This window comes from Bradyrhizobium sp. MI1.11, from assembly GCF_055811255.1.
Genome location: NZ_JBVVPM010000029.1, coordinates 37,273 through 53,717 on the forward strand (window position 1 = coordinate 37,273; position 16,445 = coordinate 53,717).

At 64.3% G+C, this 16,445-nt stretch carries 16 protein-coding genes; 11 read left to right on the top strand and 5 right to left on the bottom strand.

Going from position 1 to position 16,445, the window contains the following annotated elements; translation table 11 throughout:
* Window positions 1-13 precede the first annotated feature (13 nt).
* The 6 genes from AC0L30_RS26090 to AC0L30_RS26115 all read left to right on the top strand — a co-directional run bounded on the left by AC0L30_RS26090 (window position 14) and on the right by AC0L30_RS26115 (window position 5,626).
* Window positions 14-496 carry a tripartite tricarboxylate transporter TctB family protein gene (locus AC0L30_RS26090; protein ID WP_035992756.1) on the top strand — a complete coding sequence of 161 codons (483 nt, stop codon included), beginning with the start codon at window positions 14-16 and terminating at the stop codon, window positions 494-496.
* 11 nt (window positions 497-507) lie between these two features.
* Complete coding sequence (locus AC0L30_RS26095; protein ID WP_473405564.1) at window positions 508-2,070, top strand: tripartite tricarboxylate transporter permease; 1,563 nt, start codon at window positions 508-510, stop codon at window positions 2,068-2,070.
* Entirely contained in the window at window positions 2,067-3,071 is a 1,005-nt protein-coding gene (locus AC0L30_RS26100) for a 4-hydroxythreonine-4-phosphate dehydrogenase PdxA (protein WP_219680285.1), read from the top strand. Before AC0L30_RS26095 ends, AC0L30_RS26100 begins: the two co-directional genes overlap by 4 nt.
* 137 nt (window positions 3,072-3,208) lie before the next feature.
* Window positions 3,209-3,418, top strand: coding sequence for a hypothetical protein (locus tag AC0L30_RS26105; protein ID WP_007591507.1), 210 nt, complete (start codon window positions 3,209-3,211; stop codon window positions 3,416-3,418).
* A 135-nt stretch (window positions 3,419-3,553) separates the two neighbouring features.
* A complete protein-coding gene (locus AC0L30_RS26110; protein WP_219680282.1) occupies window positions 3,554-4,615 on the top strand; it encodes a glycosyltransferase family 4 protein in 1,062 nt (353 codons plus the stop codon).
* A gap of 12 nt (window positions 4,616-4,627) precedes the next feature.
* Window positions 4,628-5,626, top strand: a complete 999-nt coding sequence (locus AC0L30_RS26115; RefSeq protein ID WP_219680279.1) for a L,D-transpeptidase family protein — start codon at window positions 4,628-4,630, stop codon at window positions 5,624-5,626.
* A gap of 41 nt (window positions 5,627-5,667) precedes the next feature.
* Here the strand turns inward: AC0L30_RS26115 and AC0L30_RS26120 are convergent, their stop codons facing one another.
* From AC0L30_RS26120 to AC0L30_RS26130, 3 genes are all read right to left on the bottom strand, one after another.
* Window positions 5,668-6,084 (bottom strand): cupin domain-containing protein, encoded by a 417-nt coding sequence (locus tag AC0L30_RS26120; protein WP_007591502.1) that lies wholly within the window; start codon window positions 6,082-6,084, stop codon window positions 5,668-5,670.
* A gap of 10 nt (window positions 6,085-6,094) precedes the next feature.
* Window positions 6,095-6,838 (bottom strand): SDR family oxidoreductase, encoded by a 744-nt coding sequence (locus AC0L30_RS26125; RefSeq protein WP_007591489.1) that lies wholly within the window; start codon window positions 6,836-6,838, stop codon window positions 6,095-6,097.
* Between the two features lie 237 nt (window positions 6,839-7,075).
* Window positions 7,076-8,089 carry a formylglycine-generating enzyme family protein gene (locus tag AC0L30_RS26130; RefSeq protein ID WP_473405565.1) on the bottom strand — a complete coding sequence of 338 codons (1,014 nt, stop codon included), beginning with the start codon at window positions 8,087-8,089 and terminating at the stop codon, window positions 7,076-7,078.
* 499 nt (window positions 8,090-8,588) lie between these two features.
* On the opposite strand from AC0L30_RS26130, the gene AC0L30_RS26135 reads away from it, so the two are divergent.
* Window positions 8,589-9,575, top strand: a complete 987-nt coding sequence (locus AC0L30_RS26135; protein WP_007591473.1) for a helix-turn-helix domain-containing protein — start codon at window positions 8,589-8,591, stop codon at window positions 9,573-9,575.
* 160 nt (window positions 9,576-9,735) lie between these two features.
* Here AC0L30_RS26135 and AC0L30_RS26140 read toward each other — a convergent pair whose 3' ends face one another.
* A complete protein-coding gene (locus AC0L30_RS26140) occupies window positions 9,736-10,812 on the bottom strand; it encodes a methyl-accepting chemotaxis protein (protein WP_007591471.1) in 1,077 nt (358 codons plus the stop codon).
* Window positions 10,813-11,090: 278 nt separating this feature from the next.
* Between AC0L30_RS26140 and recJ the strand changes: the two genes are divergently transcribed.
* The 3 genes from recJ to AC0L30_RS26155 all read left to right on the top strand — a co-directional run bounded on the left by recJ (window position 11,091) and on the right by AC0L30_RS26155 (window position 14,693).
* Window positions 11,091-12,932: a single-stranded-DNA-specific exonuclease RecJ gene (recJ, locus tag AC0L30_RS26145; RefSeq protein ID WP_219680271.1), complete on the top strand. Its 1,842-nt coding sequence runs from the start codon at window positions 11,091-11,093 to the stop codon at window positions 12,930-12,932.
* A 44-nt stretch (window positions 12,933-12,976) separates the two neighbouring features.
* Complete coding sequence (locus tag AC0L30_RS26150) at window positions 12,977-13,786, top strand: SDR family NAD(P)-dependent oxidoreductase (RefSeq protein WP_219680269.1); 810 nt, start codon at window positions 12,977-12,979, stop codon at window positions 13,784-13,786.
* A gap of 109 nt (window positions 13,787-13,895) precedes the next feature.
* Entirely contained in the window at window positions 13,896-14,693 is a 798-nt protein-coding gene (locus tag AC0L30_RS26155) for an aldolase (protein WP_219680267.1), read from the top strand.
* A gap of 31 nt (window positions 14,694-14,724) precedes the next feature.
* Here the strand turns inward: AC0L30_RS26155 and AC0L30_RS26160 are convergent, their stop codons facing one another.
* Window positions 14,725-15,954 (bottom strand): lytic murein transglycosylase, encoded by a 1,230-nt coding sequence (locus AC0L30_RS26160; protein WP_219680266.1) that lies wholly within the window; start codon window positions 15,952-15,954, stop codon window positions 14,725-14,727.
* A 134-nt stretch (window positions 15,955-16,088) separates the two neighbouring features.
* Here AC0L30_RS26160 and AC0L30_RS26165 point away from each other — a divergent pair, with 134 nt between their 5' ends.
* A complete protein-coding gene (locus AC0L30_RS26165) occupies window positions 16,089-16,349 on the top strand; it encodes a hypothetical protein (RefSeq protein WP_219680264.1) in 261 nt (86 codons plus the stop codon).
* Window positions 16,350-16,445: the final 96 nt, after the last annotated feature.

Genomic DNA, 16,445 nt, shown 5'->3' on the forward strand with positions numbered 1-16,445 from the left:
GCTGGAGCGGCCCATGATCTCGCGCCGCGCCCTCGAACTTGCGACCGCCGTTCTCACCGGCAGCTTTGGTGTGGCCGTCGTCGTCTCCAGTCTCGATAACGGCATCGGCTGGTCAAGCGCGGGCGTGGACGCCGGCACGTTCCCGTTCCTGACCGGGATCATCATCGTGCTCGGGAGCTTCTACAACCTGGTGCGCGGTTTGATGCCGGTTGCGTCACTGGCGAACGTCCCCATCGCCATCACATCGATCGAGCTGCGCCGGCTTGCCGGCCTGTTCGTGCCGGCCGCGATTTTCGTGGCTGCGATTCCGTTGGCCGGGATGTACGTCGCCTCAGCCCTGTACATCTTCGCGGTGCTGGCGATCCCCAGACAACAATCCGTGCCGCGCGCGCTTGGCATGGCGGCGGCGACAGCGCTCGCGCTCTACGTCGTGTTCGAGCGCATGTTCCAGGTGAGCTTGCCGCACGGCGCGCTCGCCGCGGCGTTCGGCTTCTGACGGAGAGGCCGATGGACAACCTCGGAGAACTCCTTCACGGCTTTGGCATCGCGATCACGCTGCCGCATCTGGCGCTGATGGTGATCGGCGTGCTGCTCGGCATTCTCGTCGGCGTGCTGCCTGGGCTGGGTGCTCCGAACGGGGTGTCGCTGCTGCTGCCGCTGACCTTCGGCATGCAGCCGGTCTCTGCCATCATCCTGCTCTCCAGCATGTATTGGGGCGCGCTGTTCGGCGGGTCCGTGACCTCGATCCTGTTCAACATCCCGGGCGAGCCGTCGTCTGTCGCCACCACCTTCGACGGCTACCCGATGGCGCGCGAGGGACGTCCGACGACAGCGCTCGCCACCGCCTTTGGCTCGGCGGCATTCGGCGCGCTGATCGGCGTCATCCTGATCACCTTCCTCGCATCGTGGGTCGCGCAGGTCGCACTCGCCTTCGGGCCGGCGGAATATTTTGCAGTCTATTTCCTGGCCTTCGCCAGCTTCGTCGGCATGGGCGGGGCGGCGCCGATCAAGACCGTCGTCGCACTGGCGATCGGCTTCGCCATTGCCGCCATCGGCATCGACACTGTCTCCGGCAGCGTGCGCCTCACGATGGGCGTCGACGAGCTGGTCAAGGGCGTGAACTTCGTCGTCGCGGTGATGGGCCTGTTCGGCATCGGCGAGCTGCTCGTCGCCGTCGAGGAAGAGTTTCATGCCCGCGCAGTCTCGTCGAAGATAGAGTGGCGCGAGGTGTTTCGTGCCGTCGGCCGCCTGCCGCGACATAGCGTTGCGCTGCTGCGGAGCGCGGCCATCGGATGCTGGATGGGGATCACGCCTGGCGGCCCGACTGCGGCGTCGTTCATGAGCTACGGCATCGCCCGACGCTTCTCGCGCCGTGGCCGATACTTCGGCACGGGAGAGGTCGAAGGCATCATCTCGCCGGAGACGGCCGATCATGCCGCCGGCACCAGCGCGCTTTTGCCCATGCTCTCGCTCGGCATTCCCGGCTCGGCCACCGCGGCCGTCATGATGGGCGGGCTCATGATCTGGGGCCTCAATCCCGGGCCGATGCTGTTCGTCGACCAAAAGGACTTTGTCTGGGGCCTGATTGCGTCGATGTATGTCGGCAACATCGTCGCCGTTGTGCTGGTGCTGCTGACCGTGCCGGTCTTTGCGGCGCTGATGCGGATTCCCTTCGTGATCATCGCGCCGCTGATCGTGATCATCTGCGTTGTCGGCGCCTATTCGGTGTCGAACTCCTATCTCGATGTCGTCATGATGCTCGGCTTCGGGATCGTCGGCTATCTCTTCAAGAAGCTGTTCTATCCGCTGGCGCCACTCGTGCTCGCGATCGTCATCGGCGACAAGGCCGAGGACGCGTTCCGGCAGTCGATGCTGATGTCCAAGGGATCGCTCGGGATATTCTTCGCCAACAAGCTGGTGACATGCCTGATCGTGGCGGGCATCGTGCTGTTGCTGCTTCCGCTCGTGCTGCAGCTTGCGCGCTTGCTGCGCAAGCCTGCGCCGTCGATCCACGAGACGACAGTCCAGAACACAGCTCGAGAGACCGCTCGAGAGAAGGTGATCATATGACCGCAAAGCCGCTCATTGCACTGGCAATGGGAGATCCCGCTGGCATCAGCCCGGAATTGACCGCAAAGCTCGTGGTGCAGGACGACATCCGCGCCCGCGGCCGGATCGTCGTGATCGGCGACCGGCGCGTCTTCGACCAGGGCGCGCGGATTGCCGGCGTCAAGCCGGAGCTGACCATGGTGGAGCAGGGGGCCGATTTGCGCGCGGCGGAGGGCGAGACGCTGTTCGTCGATCTCGGGCACCTCGATCCCGGCGAGGTCCAGCAGGGGATCGCGAGCCTCGCCGGCGGCAAGTTCGCGCTTGCCAACTACAAGCACGCGCTCGAACTCGGCCGCGACGGCCGGGTCGATGCCGCCTGCTTTACGCCGTTCAACAAGCAGGCGATGCGGCTGGCCCGCGCCGAGTATGACGATGAGATCGCGTTCTCCGCCGAAGTGGTCGGACTCAAAACTCCCGCAAGCGAGTTCAATGTGCTGGACCGGCTCTGGAATGCCCGCGTGACGTCCCACATCCCGCTCAAGGACGTCGCCGCGCGACTGTCCGGCGAACGTATCCATCGCGCGCTCAAGCTGACTGATGCCTGCATGCGCAATGCCGGCTTCGCCCGGCCGCGCATCGCGGTCGCCGGTCTCAATCCGCATGCCGGCGACGGCGGTAATTTCGGCCGCGAGGAGATCGATGTCATCGCACCCGTGGTCGCGGCCGGCCAGCGCGAGGGCATTGCCGCCGAAGGGCCGTTCCCGGCCGACACCGTGTTCCTGCGCGCCAAAAGCGGCGCCTTCGATGCAGTGCTGACGATGTATCACGACCAGGGCCAGATCGCGATGAAGCTGATGGGCTTTGATCGCGGCGTGACGTTGCTCGGCGGCTTTCCATTTCCGATCTGCACGCCGGCGCACGGCACTGCCTACGACATCGCCGGCCAAGGCATTGCATCAGTCGGTGCCAGTCGTGCCGCGGTGTTGCTCGCCGCGGAGATGGCCGTGCGTCGCGTCGCCTGATTTCTCCGACGGGGAGGTGGGCGCCTGCTTGTGTCTGCGGTGGCCGCGCAGTTTCGGACTTTCCGGGAAGAAGTGGAAACTTCCGTCCTCGTAACGAGTTGCCGTCGCATGAACGTCTCCAATCTCGGAGTTGGAACATGGTCGACGACGACCCGCTACGAACGGCGGTGGATATTGCTTGGTCCGTTTACCGCGCCCGGCATCGCCACGTCGATGCCGCGGATAGTCGTCGCTGCCTGCTTGAGCGTCATCTGCAAGGGAGATGGAAAGCGCGCGGGAGCGATGCCGAAGAACTCACGCAATTCGGGATTGCCTTCCTCGATCGGCTTCCTGACGACGAATGTTGAGGCTCATGGAAGGGCTCGTCTGCCGGGTCGCGGCCGCAAGTGCCAGGCCGAATTGGACGCTGCTCGCGATTTCGAACCTTCTGTCCGCCGCGATCATTCTGGTCGTGCGTGCGGCGGTTTAACGGGTAGCCTCTCATGCGCATCGCTCAGATTGCTCCCCTCGCCGAAAGCGTCCCTCCGAAACTTTACGGCGGCACCGAGCGGGTAGTGGCCTGGCTGGTGGATGGGCTGGTCGAGCTCGGCCACGAGGTCACGCTGTTTGCGAGCGGCGATTCCAGGACGAATGGTGCGCTTCATCCGGTTTGGCCACGCGCGCTGCGTCTCGGGCGGAAGGGGGCGGACCCGACGGCCGCGAGCGCCATGCTGATGGAGGCGATTGCAAGGCGTGCGAAGGAGTTCGACGTGATCCACGCGCATGTCGACTGGCTGTCGTTGCCGTTGCTCAGCCGTCTCGGCGTGCCGTTCCTCACGACCATGCACGGTCGCCTCGACTTGCCCGGGCTACCCGACGTAGCCAGGCAATTCCCTGAAGCATGCTTTGTGTCGATTTCCGATCATCAGCGCCTGCCGCTTCCCGATGCGAAATGGATCGGAACCATCCAGCACGGGCTGCCGTCCAACCTGTTTCGTCCGTCCTACGAACAGGGGTCCTATTTGGCGTTTCTCGGGCGTCTCACCGCAGACAAAGGTCCGGAAGACGCCATTCGCATCGCACGTGCGGTCCAGATGCCCCTCCGCATCGCCGCGAAGGTCCCCCGCGCCGAGACAGCCTACTTCAGGAAGCACATCGAGCCCAACATCGACGGTAAGAACATCCAGCTTGTTGGTGAAGTCGATGACGCGGAGAAACAGCCCTTCCTTGCCGAAGCCGCTGCGCTGTTGTTTCCGATCGACTGGCCGGAGCCGTTTGGGCTGGTCATGATCGAAGCGATGGCATGCGGAACCCCGGTGATCGCCTATCGCTCCGGCTCTGTCCCCGAAGTCGTCGAGCACGGATTGACAGGCTTCATCGTCGAGAACGAGGAGCAGGCCGTCAGGGCAGTCGGCGAATTGGGCAAGCTGGATCGAAGGAAGGTGCGCGCCCGCTTCGAGGAGCGCTTTTCCGCGAGCCGAATGGCGAGGCAGTACGAAGACCAGTACCGCAAACTGGCTGCCGCCGCGGCTCGGGAGTTGATCACTGAACCGTCGGAAACGTGAAAGGACCCGGCGATGTCGCTCGGAAAAGCGGGGCAGATTTGCATCTTTCTGGTCTTCGCTCTGGCTGCGCCGCCGGCGTTCGCCGCGGAGATCGACGCCGCTGCCATCAAGGTCGCTGAGCCGTCGAAGAAAACCCTGTCGAACGATAAGCCGACCGCGGCGGGTGTCCGGTTGCAGGTCCTGCTGGACCGCGCGCACTTCTCGCCCGGCGAGATCGACGGCAGGTTCGGCGAGAACGCCAAAAAGGCGTTGCGGGCCTATGCCGAAGCGCGGCAGCTGCCGGTTTCGGACACCGTGACGGACGATGTCTGGACCGCGTTACGGGCGGACGACCGGCCGGTGACGATGACCTATGCCATCACCGAGCAGGACGTGGCGGGTCCTTTCCTGAAAAAGCTGCCGTCGAAGATGGAGGACATGATGGAGCTTACAAAGCTAGGCTTCACCAGTGCGCGCGAGGCCCTGGCCGAGAAATTTCACATGAGCGAGCAGCTCCTGGCCGCGCTCAACTCCGGGCGCCATTTCGATCGCGCCGGCGACACCATCGTCGTGGTGGACACATCAGGCGCAGGCGAGGGCATCTCCACCAAGGCCGACAGGATCGAGGTCGACAAGGTCAGGCAGACTGTAAAACTGTTCGACAAATCGAATGCGCTGATCGGATTTTATCCCGCGACGGTCGGCAGCGAAGAGAAGCCGTCGCCTTCAGGCACGCTCAAGGTCACGGAAGTCAGCCGAAATCCGTACTATCGCTACAATCCCGCTTATCGTTTCAAGGGCGTCCATTCCCGCAAGCCCTTCACCATCAAGCCCGGCCCGAACAATCCGGTCGGCACGGTCTGGATCAACCTGTCTGCCGAGGGCTACGGCATTCACGGCACGCCTTCGCCGGAGAAGATTTCCAAGGCGGAATCTCACGGCTGCGTGCGTCTGACCAATTGGGATGCCGAGCGCGTCGCCGGCCGTGTCTCGAAAGGCACGCCGGTGGCATTCGTGGGCAGCCCCGGATGAACGAACGCCTCGAGGTGGCAACGCCGCTCGCCGATTGTGCGCTATTTCGGGATCGGCATCGTCAGCTCCTTGTCGGCCGTATCCACCACGAAGACAGCCAGCAATTTTGCGGGTTCGGTGTCGCTGGCATTGGCGCTGACGGCATGACGGTCGCCGGGTTTTTCAGAGAAGTTCTCGCCCTTGTGAAAGACCTTGGCGGGGCCGTCATTGACCTGACTGCGGATCGCGCCTTCCAGGACGGTGGCGTAGATGAAAGCCGAGGGCGCGTGGATGTGGGCCGGCGAGGAGCCTCCGGGACCATACTCGACCAGCACGCCTTTCATGCTCTTCCCCGGGACATTGGGCAGCGCCTGGTCGAACACGACGGTCACCTTGGCCGTGGGGGCCGCCGTCTCGGCGGCATGGGCCGTCAGGAATGATGCGGCATAGACAGCGGTTGCGATCAGCAATTTGCGCATGGGAGTCTCCTCAAAGCCTCGCGAGCCATGTTGCGAGCGACGTTTTGCCGAGCCGCGCCTCGCCGAGAGGGTTCAGCGATGTGTCGTCGATGGGAGCGCCGTAGTACGGCGCCTTTGGGTCTCCCACCACGGGTCGAGCGTCGCCGGACGCCTTCAGGCGCCGTGCGATGAATTCGTTGAAGGGCGCCTTCTCAGGTCCTGCGATATCGATCGTGCCGTTGAGCGGCTGGCCCATCGCGACCTCTGCGAGGCGATCAGCCACGTCGTCGGCCGCGATGGGTTGAAACAATGCCGTGGGAACGACGATCCGGCCCTCGGCCGCACCCATGTCACCGATGGCGCTGAGGAATTCGAAGAACTGGGTGGCGCGGACGATCGAATAGGGGACCGGAGATGCCTTGACGATGGTCTCCTGCGCCAGCTTGGCACGAAAATAGGCGATGTCGGGCGAGCGCTCGGTCCCGACGATCGAGAGCGCCACATGATGCTTCACGGCCGCAGCCGCCTCGGTCGCAGCGAGGTTTTTGCTCGAACGCTCGAAGAATTCAAGCACGGCGGCAGGCTCCCAGGACGGCGCGTTGGCAACGTCAACCACGACATCCGCACCCGCCAGCACTGCTGCGAGGCCTTCCCCGGTCACGGCGTTCACGCCTGACTTCGGCGAAGCCGCAACAGCGTCGTGGCCTTGTTGCTTGAGCTTCGTTACGAGCTTGGATCCGATCAATCCGGTCCCGCCGATCACGACGATCTTCATGGCCTATCTCCTCGGCACGTTGCGAGCGCGAGCCTTTCAGGATCGACGGCGCCCGCGTCGCGAAAGCGATGAGGCGACTCTTACCGGGGAAATGGGGCAGGCTCTTGCCTGTAACCGGCCTGCCTTGTCCAAAAATGCTGAAGACGTCTGTCCAATCGCCGATAGATAAAGTTGCGTATCGAAATAGTCCGACGCACGGAGCGCACCGCTGACGCCGGCATCCGCCAGCGGCGCTCGCTAGATTGCAGCACGTCCTTCTCGTTGGCGTTCGGTTACAGACGGCATTCGCACCACGCAGCGGAACCCGACATGGCCGGTCGAGGTATCGACCGGCTCGGCGTGCCGCGCAGCCGGGCGATATCGGCGGCAATAGTTCGGCGCGCAAAGATGCGAGCCGCCCTTGAGGACCTTGCGCGGAATCTGGATGTCGGGGAGGCGAGGGTCGTAGCTTGTGTGCTCACCGCCGCCGCGGGGATTTTTGGGGATGCAGCAGGGCTTTGCAGCGTCGGCGGCGTGCTTCGACGACCACCAGTCGGAGGTCCACTCCCAGACGTTGCCGATCATGTCGTAGAGACCGTAGCCGTTCGGCGGGAAGGCCATGACCGGCGAGGTACGCTCGTACCCATCCTCGCCGAGATTCTGGACGGGGAAGTTGCCCTGCCAGATATTGGCCATGTGCTTGCCGCCCGGCACCAGCGCATCGCCCCAGGCGTATTCCTCCGCCTCGAGGCCGCCACGCGCGGCGAACTCCCACTCCGCCTCCGTCGGCAAGTCCTTGCCGGCCCAGTGGGCATACGCTGCCGCATCGCTAAAGGAGACGTGAACGACCGGATGGTCGTCGAGGTCCTTGATGTTGCTGCCGGGACCATAGGGATGGCGCCAGTTGGCGCCGCGCAGGAAAGTCCACCACTGGCTCCAGTCGGTGAGATCGGTGATGCGCGGCGGCGGGGAGAACACCAGCGATCCCGCGTAGAGCATCTTCGCCAGCGCGCCCGGATAGTCCTTCGGATCCGGAACGACCTGCGCCTCGGTGACATGGCCGGTTGCGTTGACGAACTGCTTGAACTGCCGGTTAGTCACGGGCGTGCGGTCGATCCAGAAGCCGTCGACAGCGACGCGATGGCTCGGCGCTTCCTCGGGATAATGATGGTCGGATCCCATGCGAAAGGTTCCGCCGGGAATGAAGACCATCTCGCCGGTCTTCAAATCATCCGGCAACCACTCGCAGTGATCCAGATCCGCTCGCAACATGGTGGAAGCTCCGATACCCGCATTCCACCCGATGCTACTGCGCTACCTCTGGCAGACTTCGACGATGGCTCCTTGTCCGGCCCATTGGACGCATTGTCTGGTCCCCCACTTTTTTGGCGCTCCGGGCAGAGGAGGACGCTGCATTGCGTCCACATCTCTTTCCTTTGCACGCACGTCTTCGAACACGCGGCAAATCCATGCCGCGTGCGCTCTGCCACCCGCAGAACGCTTCCGCTTAATATCGCTAAGGTTGCAAATGATACCCGAAGATTGGACGGCTGTGATGTGCAATTTGTGCCAGTCTGCCCGGACAGTGAGACCTAATGCCCCATGGCTCAGATCCTTCAGTGCAGAGGCATTTGAGAGCAAATCTTGCGACAAATTCGGCGATGACTTGCCTGAAAACGCGAAGTCAGCTTGTCGTACCCACCTCGCGTTGTAGTGGTACTTCGCTATCGCGTGCCGCAGAATTGTCGCGCTTCAGTAACACGGTACAGCCATGGGGCAATTCCTTCTGGTTGATTCGCGCAAGCTGGATGGTTTCGAAGGTCTTCAGCAGGCCGTCCACGGCTCGCATGTCGATGTGATGCAACTCGGCCGCGGTCGGTTGCGCGGAACTTTATCCCATGTCGGCATCGGCGACTTCTCGCTCAGCATTGGTGCTTTCAACGTCGGCATGCGCACGCAGCGGGTTTCCAGCGACGACAGACTGATCATCGGGATGCTGCTCGCGGCCGAAGAGCGCGTCGCCCACTGGTCGTTCGACATGCAGCTCAATGATGTGCTCGTCATTCCGCCGCGGCTCGAACATGACGGTGTTTTTCACGGCGGCTCCGCCTACGCCGCCATGCGATTCGACATCAACGAGGTCGCGACGCTGTTCGGCGGAGAAGCACGGCTAAGCGATCCCGACACCTGGCGCAGCCGCGGTCATTTCCGCGCGCACATCGAGACCGGCGCGATCGCCTCGCGCCGCCTGGTCCGGATCATGTCGCACCTGCGCGACAACAAATATGGGCTGACGCTATCAACTGCCGATTTCTGGAAACGATCGATCGCCGAATGCATGGCTGCCAACGTCGCGTCGTCGCTGCCACCCGACGGGAATGGCTGGCTCCCTTCCGCACGCCGGCTGATCCGCAAGGTCGAGGAGTTTCTCGACGACGCCGGCACCCGTCCGGTGCACGTGTCGGAAATTTGCGCGGCGCTCGGCGTATCGCGGCGCACCCTCCACCGCGCCTTTCAGGAGGTATTCGGTCTCGGTCCGGTCACCTTCCTCAGGCACAAGCGTCTCTGCGCTGTTCATTCGATCCTGCACCAGAGCGCACCTGGCTCGACCACCGTGACAGCCGTCGCCATGCAACAGGGCTTTTACGAGCTCGGCCGGTTTTCGCAATATTACCTGGCAATGTTCGGGGAGCGTCCGTCGCAAACGCTTGGAATTGCGACGGTGCAGCCCGTCGAAGACGATATCACCAGAACCTAGCGCTCTGAGTCTGGACCGCGAACGACGCCATGATGGCATGCGTGCCGGTGTTTTGCCGGCGTGAAACGGCGAAAAAAACCGTCATGAAAACAACCAGATGGCTACTGTGCATGGGGTTGTTTTCACAGTTTTGAGTTGGATAGGCAGGCCGCCTTCAGCTTTACGCCCCGCAGACGATCACGCCATACCAGCCCAGACCCCGATAGGTCTCGTAGCCCGGGGTGGCATGGAACGCGACCAGCGTGCCCGAGCCGTCCTGATAGAAGCCGGAACGCTGGCCATTGAGCGACAGCGAGATGCGTTCGCTGAGAATGCCTTGTCCGTCGGAAGCGGCGATCACGCGAAGATTGGAGTCGACCAGCAGCACGCGCGCCTTGTCGCTGTCGCCGACACGCACGCCTTGCACGATGGCGCGGGCCTGTGCCTCCCAGTCGAAATGGATGGCGAGCACCCCGATCGGCGCGCCGTTGGCCTGTCCACCGGCGCGGACGCTGGCGCAATAGGTCGCGACCTGGGCATTGCCGAGCAGCGGCTGGTTCTCGACGTCGCCGGCGACATAGTCGTCGCCGGAGCGCAGGGTCTTGGCCTCGCGAAACCATTTGGTGTGGGCGACGTTCTGGCCGACGGCGTGAAACCGGTCGGCGCGGCCGTTGGCGATGACGTTGCCATCGAGGTCGCAGAGCCAGAGGTCGAGATAGACGGTGTAGGCCCCCAAGATCACGCCGAGACGCTGCGAGGCATGGGACACGGCCGCGCCGTCGGGCGAGGCCGCGCAATCGACCAACGCGGAATCGGTCGCCCACCAGCGCACGTCGCAGGTCCGTTCATAGAGGTTGCGGTCGATGAGCTCGATGGCGTTGAGCGACAAATCGACCATGCGCTCGCCGCGCGAGCGCTGGCTCATCCGGTCGATCGAGGAGACGAGATCGCCAGTCCGTTTCGTCAATTGGCTTTCGAGCTCGCGGGCGATGGTCTCGACCTGCTGGCCGACGCCACGGACCTCCTGCGCCACCACGGCGAAGCCCGCGCCCTGTGCGCCGGCACGCGAGCTTTCGATCAGCGCGTTCAGTGCCAGCATCTTCATCTGGTTGGTGATCTGCTGGATCGACTTGGTCTTATCGACCGCGATCTGGTTGACCTCCGCCGTAAGGCGGTTGATCAGCGCGGAGATGTCGGAATCATCCTCGGCGGATTCATTTGCGATCGGCTTGGCTTTGAGACCCAGCGCAGCAGACATCGGGGGCTTCCCTTGGCAATGAGGTCTGATCTGCAACGAACCCGGAACAATCACTGACAGATCGAATACAATTCTTTTTCGAAGATTCCGCCTAACGCCTGCTTAATTTGCTGTTTTGCGGAATGCTCAAATGATAGTCAGTCCGCGCAGCAAAGCGGCAATCCACCGCTTTGTGCGGCGCAGACATTGCAAATCCCGGGGGATTGCGGGCCAATCGTTCCGTCGGCCGGGCGATGCAATACCTCCGGCTCCCAGGTTCCTCAAACCGACCGCTGTTCATGACGCCGCCCGCCACCGCCTTGCCCGTCGAAGCGCCCCAGGCGTTCCTGGGAGTGGCGCGCTCGCTCACCGACAAGCTCTGGCGTGACCGGCTGGATGCGCGCGGGGCGGCGAAGGCGCTTGCCATCGTGCAGCGCCACCAACTGCCCGAGCTGCTGGCGCGGGTGCTGGCAGGTCGCGGTGTCGACAGCGATGCCGTCGCCGATTTCCTCGATCCAACCATCCGCAAGCTCCTACCGGACCCGTTCACGGTGACGGAGATGGAAGCCGCCGCGAAGCGGATCGCGGATGCCGCAGGGAACGGCGAGAAGGTAGCGATCTTCGGCGATTACGATGTCGACGGCGCGACCTCGGCGGCGCTGCTGACCTGGCATCTGCGCCATTGCGGGCTTGACCCGCTGATCCACATTCCCGACCGCATCTTCGAGGGCTACGGGCCCAACACGGAAGCCGTGCGTGCGCTGGCCGAAAAGGGCGCCACGCTGCTCGTCACCGTCGATTGCGGCACCACCAGCATCGAGCCGCTCGCCGAAGCAAAACGTCTCGGCATGTCCGTCGTCGTGATCGACCATCACCAGGCCGGCACGGAGCTGCCGCTGGTCGATGCGCTGGTCAATCCGAACCGGCTCGACGATCTCTCCGGCCTCGGCCATCTCGCCGCCGTCGGCCTCGTGCTGGTGACGTTGGTCGCGGTCAATCGTGAATTACGCCAGCGCGGCTTCTGGACCGCGGAGATGCCCGAGCCGGATTTGCTCGGCATGCTGCATCACGTTGCGCTCGGCACGGTTGCCGACGTCGCGCCGCTGATCGGTCTCAACCGCGCGTTCGTCGCCAAAGGCCTGATCGCAATGCGGCGGCGCGACCATGTCGGCCACACCGCGCTGATGGACGTGGCGCGGCTCAACGGCCCGCCGGAGGCCTGGCATCTCGGCTTCATGCTGGGGCCGCGCATCAATGCCGGCGGCCGCATCGGCCGCGCCGATCTCGGCGTGCGGCTGCTTTTGGAGGGTGACAGCGTCGAGGCCGCGCGGATCGCCGCCGAGCTCGACCGCCTCAATAGCGAGCGCCGTATCATCGAGCAGGCGGCCGAAGCGCAGGCCGAAGCCGAGGCGCTCGCCTCGATCGGGCTCGAGGACAAGATCGGCGTGATCGTGACGGCCTCCGAAGGCTGGCATCCCGGCGTGGTCGGTCTCGTTGCGTCCCGGTTGAAGGAGAAGTTCTCGCGGCCCGCCTTCGCGATCGCGCTGGAGCCCGGCGGCATCGGCACCGGCTCCGGCCGCTCGATTGCCGGCGTCGATCTCGGCAAGGCAGTGCGCCAGGCGGTCGCCGACGGCATTCTGCTCAAGGGCGGCGGCCACGCCATGGCCGCGGGCGTCACGCTGCGCAAGGAAAAGCTCGCCGAATTTCGCGCCTACCTCGAGCATGCGTTGGCCCGCGACGTTGCCGAGGCGCGCCACGTCAACGAGCTCTACATCGACGGCGCGGTCTCCGCGCGCGCGGTGACGACCGAGCTTGCAACGACGCTCAACCGCGCCGGTCCCTTCGGCAGCGGCAATCCGGAAGTCGTGTTGGCGCTGCCGGCGCACCAGCTCGTCTATGCCGACGAGGTGGGACAGGCACATTTGAGGCTACGCTTCAAGTCGGGCGACGGCGCCATCGTCAACGGCATCGCGTTCCGTTCGATCGGACAGAAGCTCGGCAATGCGCTCGTTGCCAATCGCGGCCAGCAATTGCATGTCGCGGGATCATTGTCGCTCGATCGCTACCAAGGCGCCGAGCGTGTGCAATTCCGCGTCGTCGACGTCGCGCTACCCGACCAGGGACCATCCATGATTAGATAGGTCCGGCAAACAACAAAAAACGAATAGCAAAAAAGGGAGTGAACATGGCAGGGCAGGTTGAGGGCAAGGTCGCGCTGGTGACCGGCGGCGCCTCTGGCATCGGCGAGGCCGTCGTCGAGATGTTCGCGCGCGAGGGCGCCACCGTCATCGCCACCGACATCGACGAGCTGCGCGGCCCCGAGCTCGCCAATAGCATCACCAAGGCCGGTGGCAAGGCGATTTTCCTGGAGCAGGACGTCACCAGCGAAGAGCGCTGGATCGAGATCACAGCCGAGATCGCGAAGCGCTTTGGCCGGCTCGATATTCTCGTCTCCAACGCCGGCACCGGCATTGCCGTGCCCTCGATCGTCGACATGACGCTCAGCGATTGGCGCAAGCAGAACGCGATCAACCTCGACGGCGTCTTCCTCTCGGTCAAGCATTGCCTGCCCCTGATGCGCAAGACCGGCGGCGGCTCGATCGTCATGATGTCCTCGCTTGCGGGCCTGCGCGGCGCGCCCGGGCTGTCGGCCTATTCAGCGACCAAGGGCGGCGTGCGGCTGTTCGCAAAGTCGATCGCGATGGAGTGCGCGGCGGCCTGTGACGGCATCCGCGTCAACTCCGTCCATCCCGGCATCATCGACACGCCGATTTGGGGCAAGATCCCGACGGGCGCGACCGGCAACCAGGGCAATGCGCCGATCGATCCCGAGGAGCGTGCGCGCGTCGTAACGCCGCTCGGCCGCGCCGGTCAGGCTGCGGAAATTGCCTCTGGCGTGCTGTATCTGGCCTCCGATGCCTCGCGCTACGTCACCGGCAGCGAGCTCGTCATCGACGGCGGCATGAATGCTGGCGGCGTGCCGCGGCGGCAATAGCCCGCCGCGCGGGCTGCGAAGGGCAGGGTGGCGCCCGCGGGGGCTGACGCGCAGGCGTCGGACCTGTACAACGCGGGCGTCGTCCGATCGACAGAGGTGTCCTTCCGCCATGGCGCACAGCCTTCACTCTTCGTCATCCACGCCAGCAACGTTTCGATCGAACCGTCCGGATCTCGCGAGCGACGCGATCCGCAGCGCGCGCGAGGATCTTGCCGCCTGCTTTAGGATGGCGGCGCGCAACGGCTTTGAGGAGGGCATCTGCAACCACTTCTCGGCCGTGGTGCCGGGCCATGACGATCTCTTCCTGGTCAACCCTTACGGCTACGCCTTCCGCGAGCTGACCGCGTCAAAACTTCTGATCTGCGACTTCCACGGCAATGTGCTCGAGGGCGAGGGCGTGCCCGAGGCGACCGCGTTCTACATCCATGCCGAGATGCACAAGCGCCTGCCGCGCGCCAAGGTCGCCTTCCACACCCACATGCCCTACGCCACGGCGCTGTCGATGACCGAGGGGGATCCGCTGATCTGGGCCGGCCAGACCGCGCTGAAATTCTACGGTCGAACGGCCGTGGACCGCGACTACAACGGCCTCGCACTCGACAACCGCGAAGGCGCACGCATCGCGTCGGCCGTGGGGGATGCCGACATCATCTTCATGAAGCATCACGGCGTGATGGTGCTGGCGCCGACCATCGCGGAGGCCTGGGACGATCTTTATTATCTCGAACGCGCCGCCGAGGTGCAGGTGTTGGCGATGTCGACCGGGCGACAGGTGCTGCCGGTCGATCCCGCGATTGCGGCCGAAACCTACAGGCAGATGCGCGAGGGCGATTCCGAATCCGCGCGGCTGCATCTTGCCGCAATCCGCCGCCAGCTCGATGCGGAAGAGCCGCAGTACCGGCACTAGCGATCGCGTCGTAGCCCGGATGGAGCCATAACTAAGACCCCTGGCGCAGCTTCGCCAGCACCTTCAGCCCGCCATAGCCGTCCGCAGGCGTGATGCCCGCGCGCTGCTGAAAGTCCTTGATCGCTTTCATGGTGTCGTTGCCGACACGGCCATCGGTGCCGCCGGTATCGAAACCCGCCTTGGTCAGGCGCGTCTGCATCTCCTGCACCTCGGCGAGCGTCAATGCGCGCTCGGAGCCGGGGAATGGCTGGATGAAAGGCGGGGCGCCGAGGCAGCGGTCGCCGAGATGGCAGATCGCCAGCGCATAGTTCATCGAGGGATTGTAGCTCTTCACCGCGTTGAAATTCGGTCCCAGCAGAAATGTCGGCCCGCCCGCAACCGGCGTCCACATCTGCGCGGATGCGGAGGCTTGCGGAAACGGCTGGCCGTCGGCGCGGGTGACGCCGGCCGCCTGCCAAGCCGCATAGGTCCGGCTGCCGCTCATCTCACCGGGCGTGCGCACCTCGTAGCCCCAATGCTCGCCGCGGTGCCATTTGCCGCGATTGACGAGATATTTTGCGGTCGAGCCCAACGCGTCGTCGGGCTTGCCGAACGGCGACACCTTGCCGTCGCCGTCATAGTCGATGCCGACATTGAGCCAGACTTCCGGCATCCATTGCGAATGCCCCATTGCGCCGGCCCAGGATCCCTGCATCTGCTCCGGCGTGCTCCAGCCCTTGTCGACAATGCGCAGCGCGTTGATCAGCTCGGTTTCCCAATAGGCTTTTCGGCGCGGCTCGTTCCAGGCGAGGGCGGCGAGCGAGGGAAACACCGGCGTCATGTGGTTCTGCTGCACCAGCGGATCGCCATAGGCGGACTCGACGCCCCACAGCGCCAGCAGCGTACCGCGCCCGACGCCGAAATCGCGCTCGATGCGCGCGAGCAGCGCCTCGTTGTTCTTCAGCGCGATCTTGCCGTTGATGATGCGCCAGTCGGAGACGCGGCGATTGATGTATTGCCAGACCTGCTCGTGGAATTCGGGCTGGTTGCGCATTTGCTTGAAGACGCTCATGTCGGGCTCGACCCGCGCCATCGCGCGCTGCCATGTCGCAGCCGAGATGCCCTTGGCCATTGCACGAGCGCGAAAACCCTCACGCCATTCCTCGAAGCCCGGAGGCGCGGCCAGGATGCGCGTTGGGAATGCGATGAGGGCGGCTGCTCCGAGCGTCGATCGAAGCAGAGCGCGGCGGCTGCGAGAGGATATAGAATCAGCGTGTTTCATGGATGCATTCTAGCGGGAAACATGGCGGCTGTGACCGGTTCCTGGAACTGGAGGAACAGACGCGGGCCCCGCGTTCCCCGGAACAAACTGTCGCACTCCCGCATTCCCCCAGCACGAATTTGGAGGAGAAGAAGATGAGGAAATATCTGTTTGCCGCGGCCATGGTCACCGCCATCGCTGCGCCTGCTTTTGCCGACGAAGTCGGCGTTCACGTCGGTCCGGTCGGTGCCGGCGTGACGGTCGGACAGTCTCACGAATATCGTGAGCGGGACCGCGATCGCGACCGCACCACCGTCATCAAGGAGCGTGAACCTGCCGATCGCACCACGGTGATCAAGAAGGAAGATGAATTCGGCAATCGCAGCAAGACCGTGATTCATCACGACAACGACTGATGGAGTGGGGGGGGGGGGGGGGGGGGGGGGGGGGGGGGGGGGGGGGGGAGGAGGGGGGGGGGGGGGGGGAGAGAAAGAAAAGAGACCAACAGGACA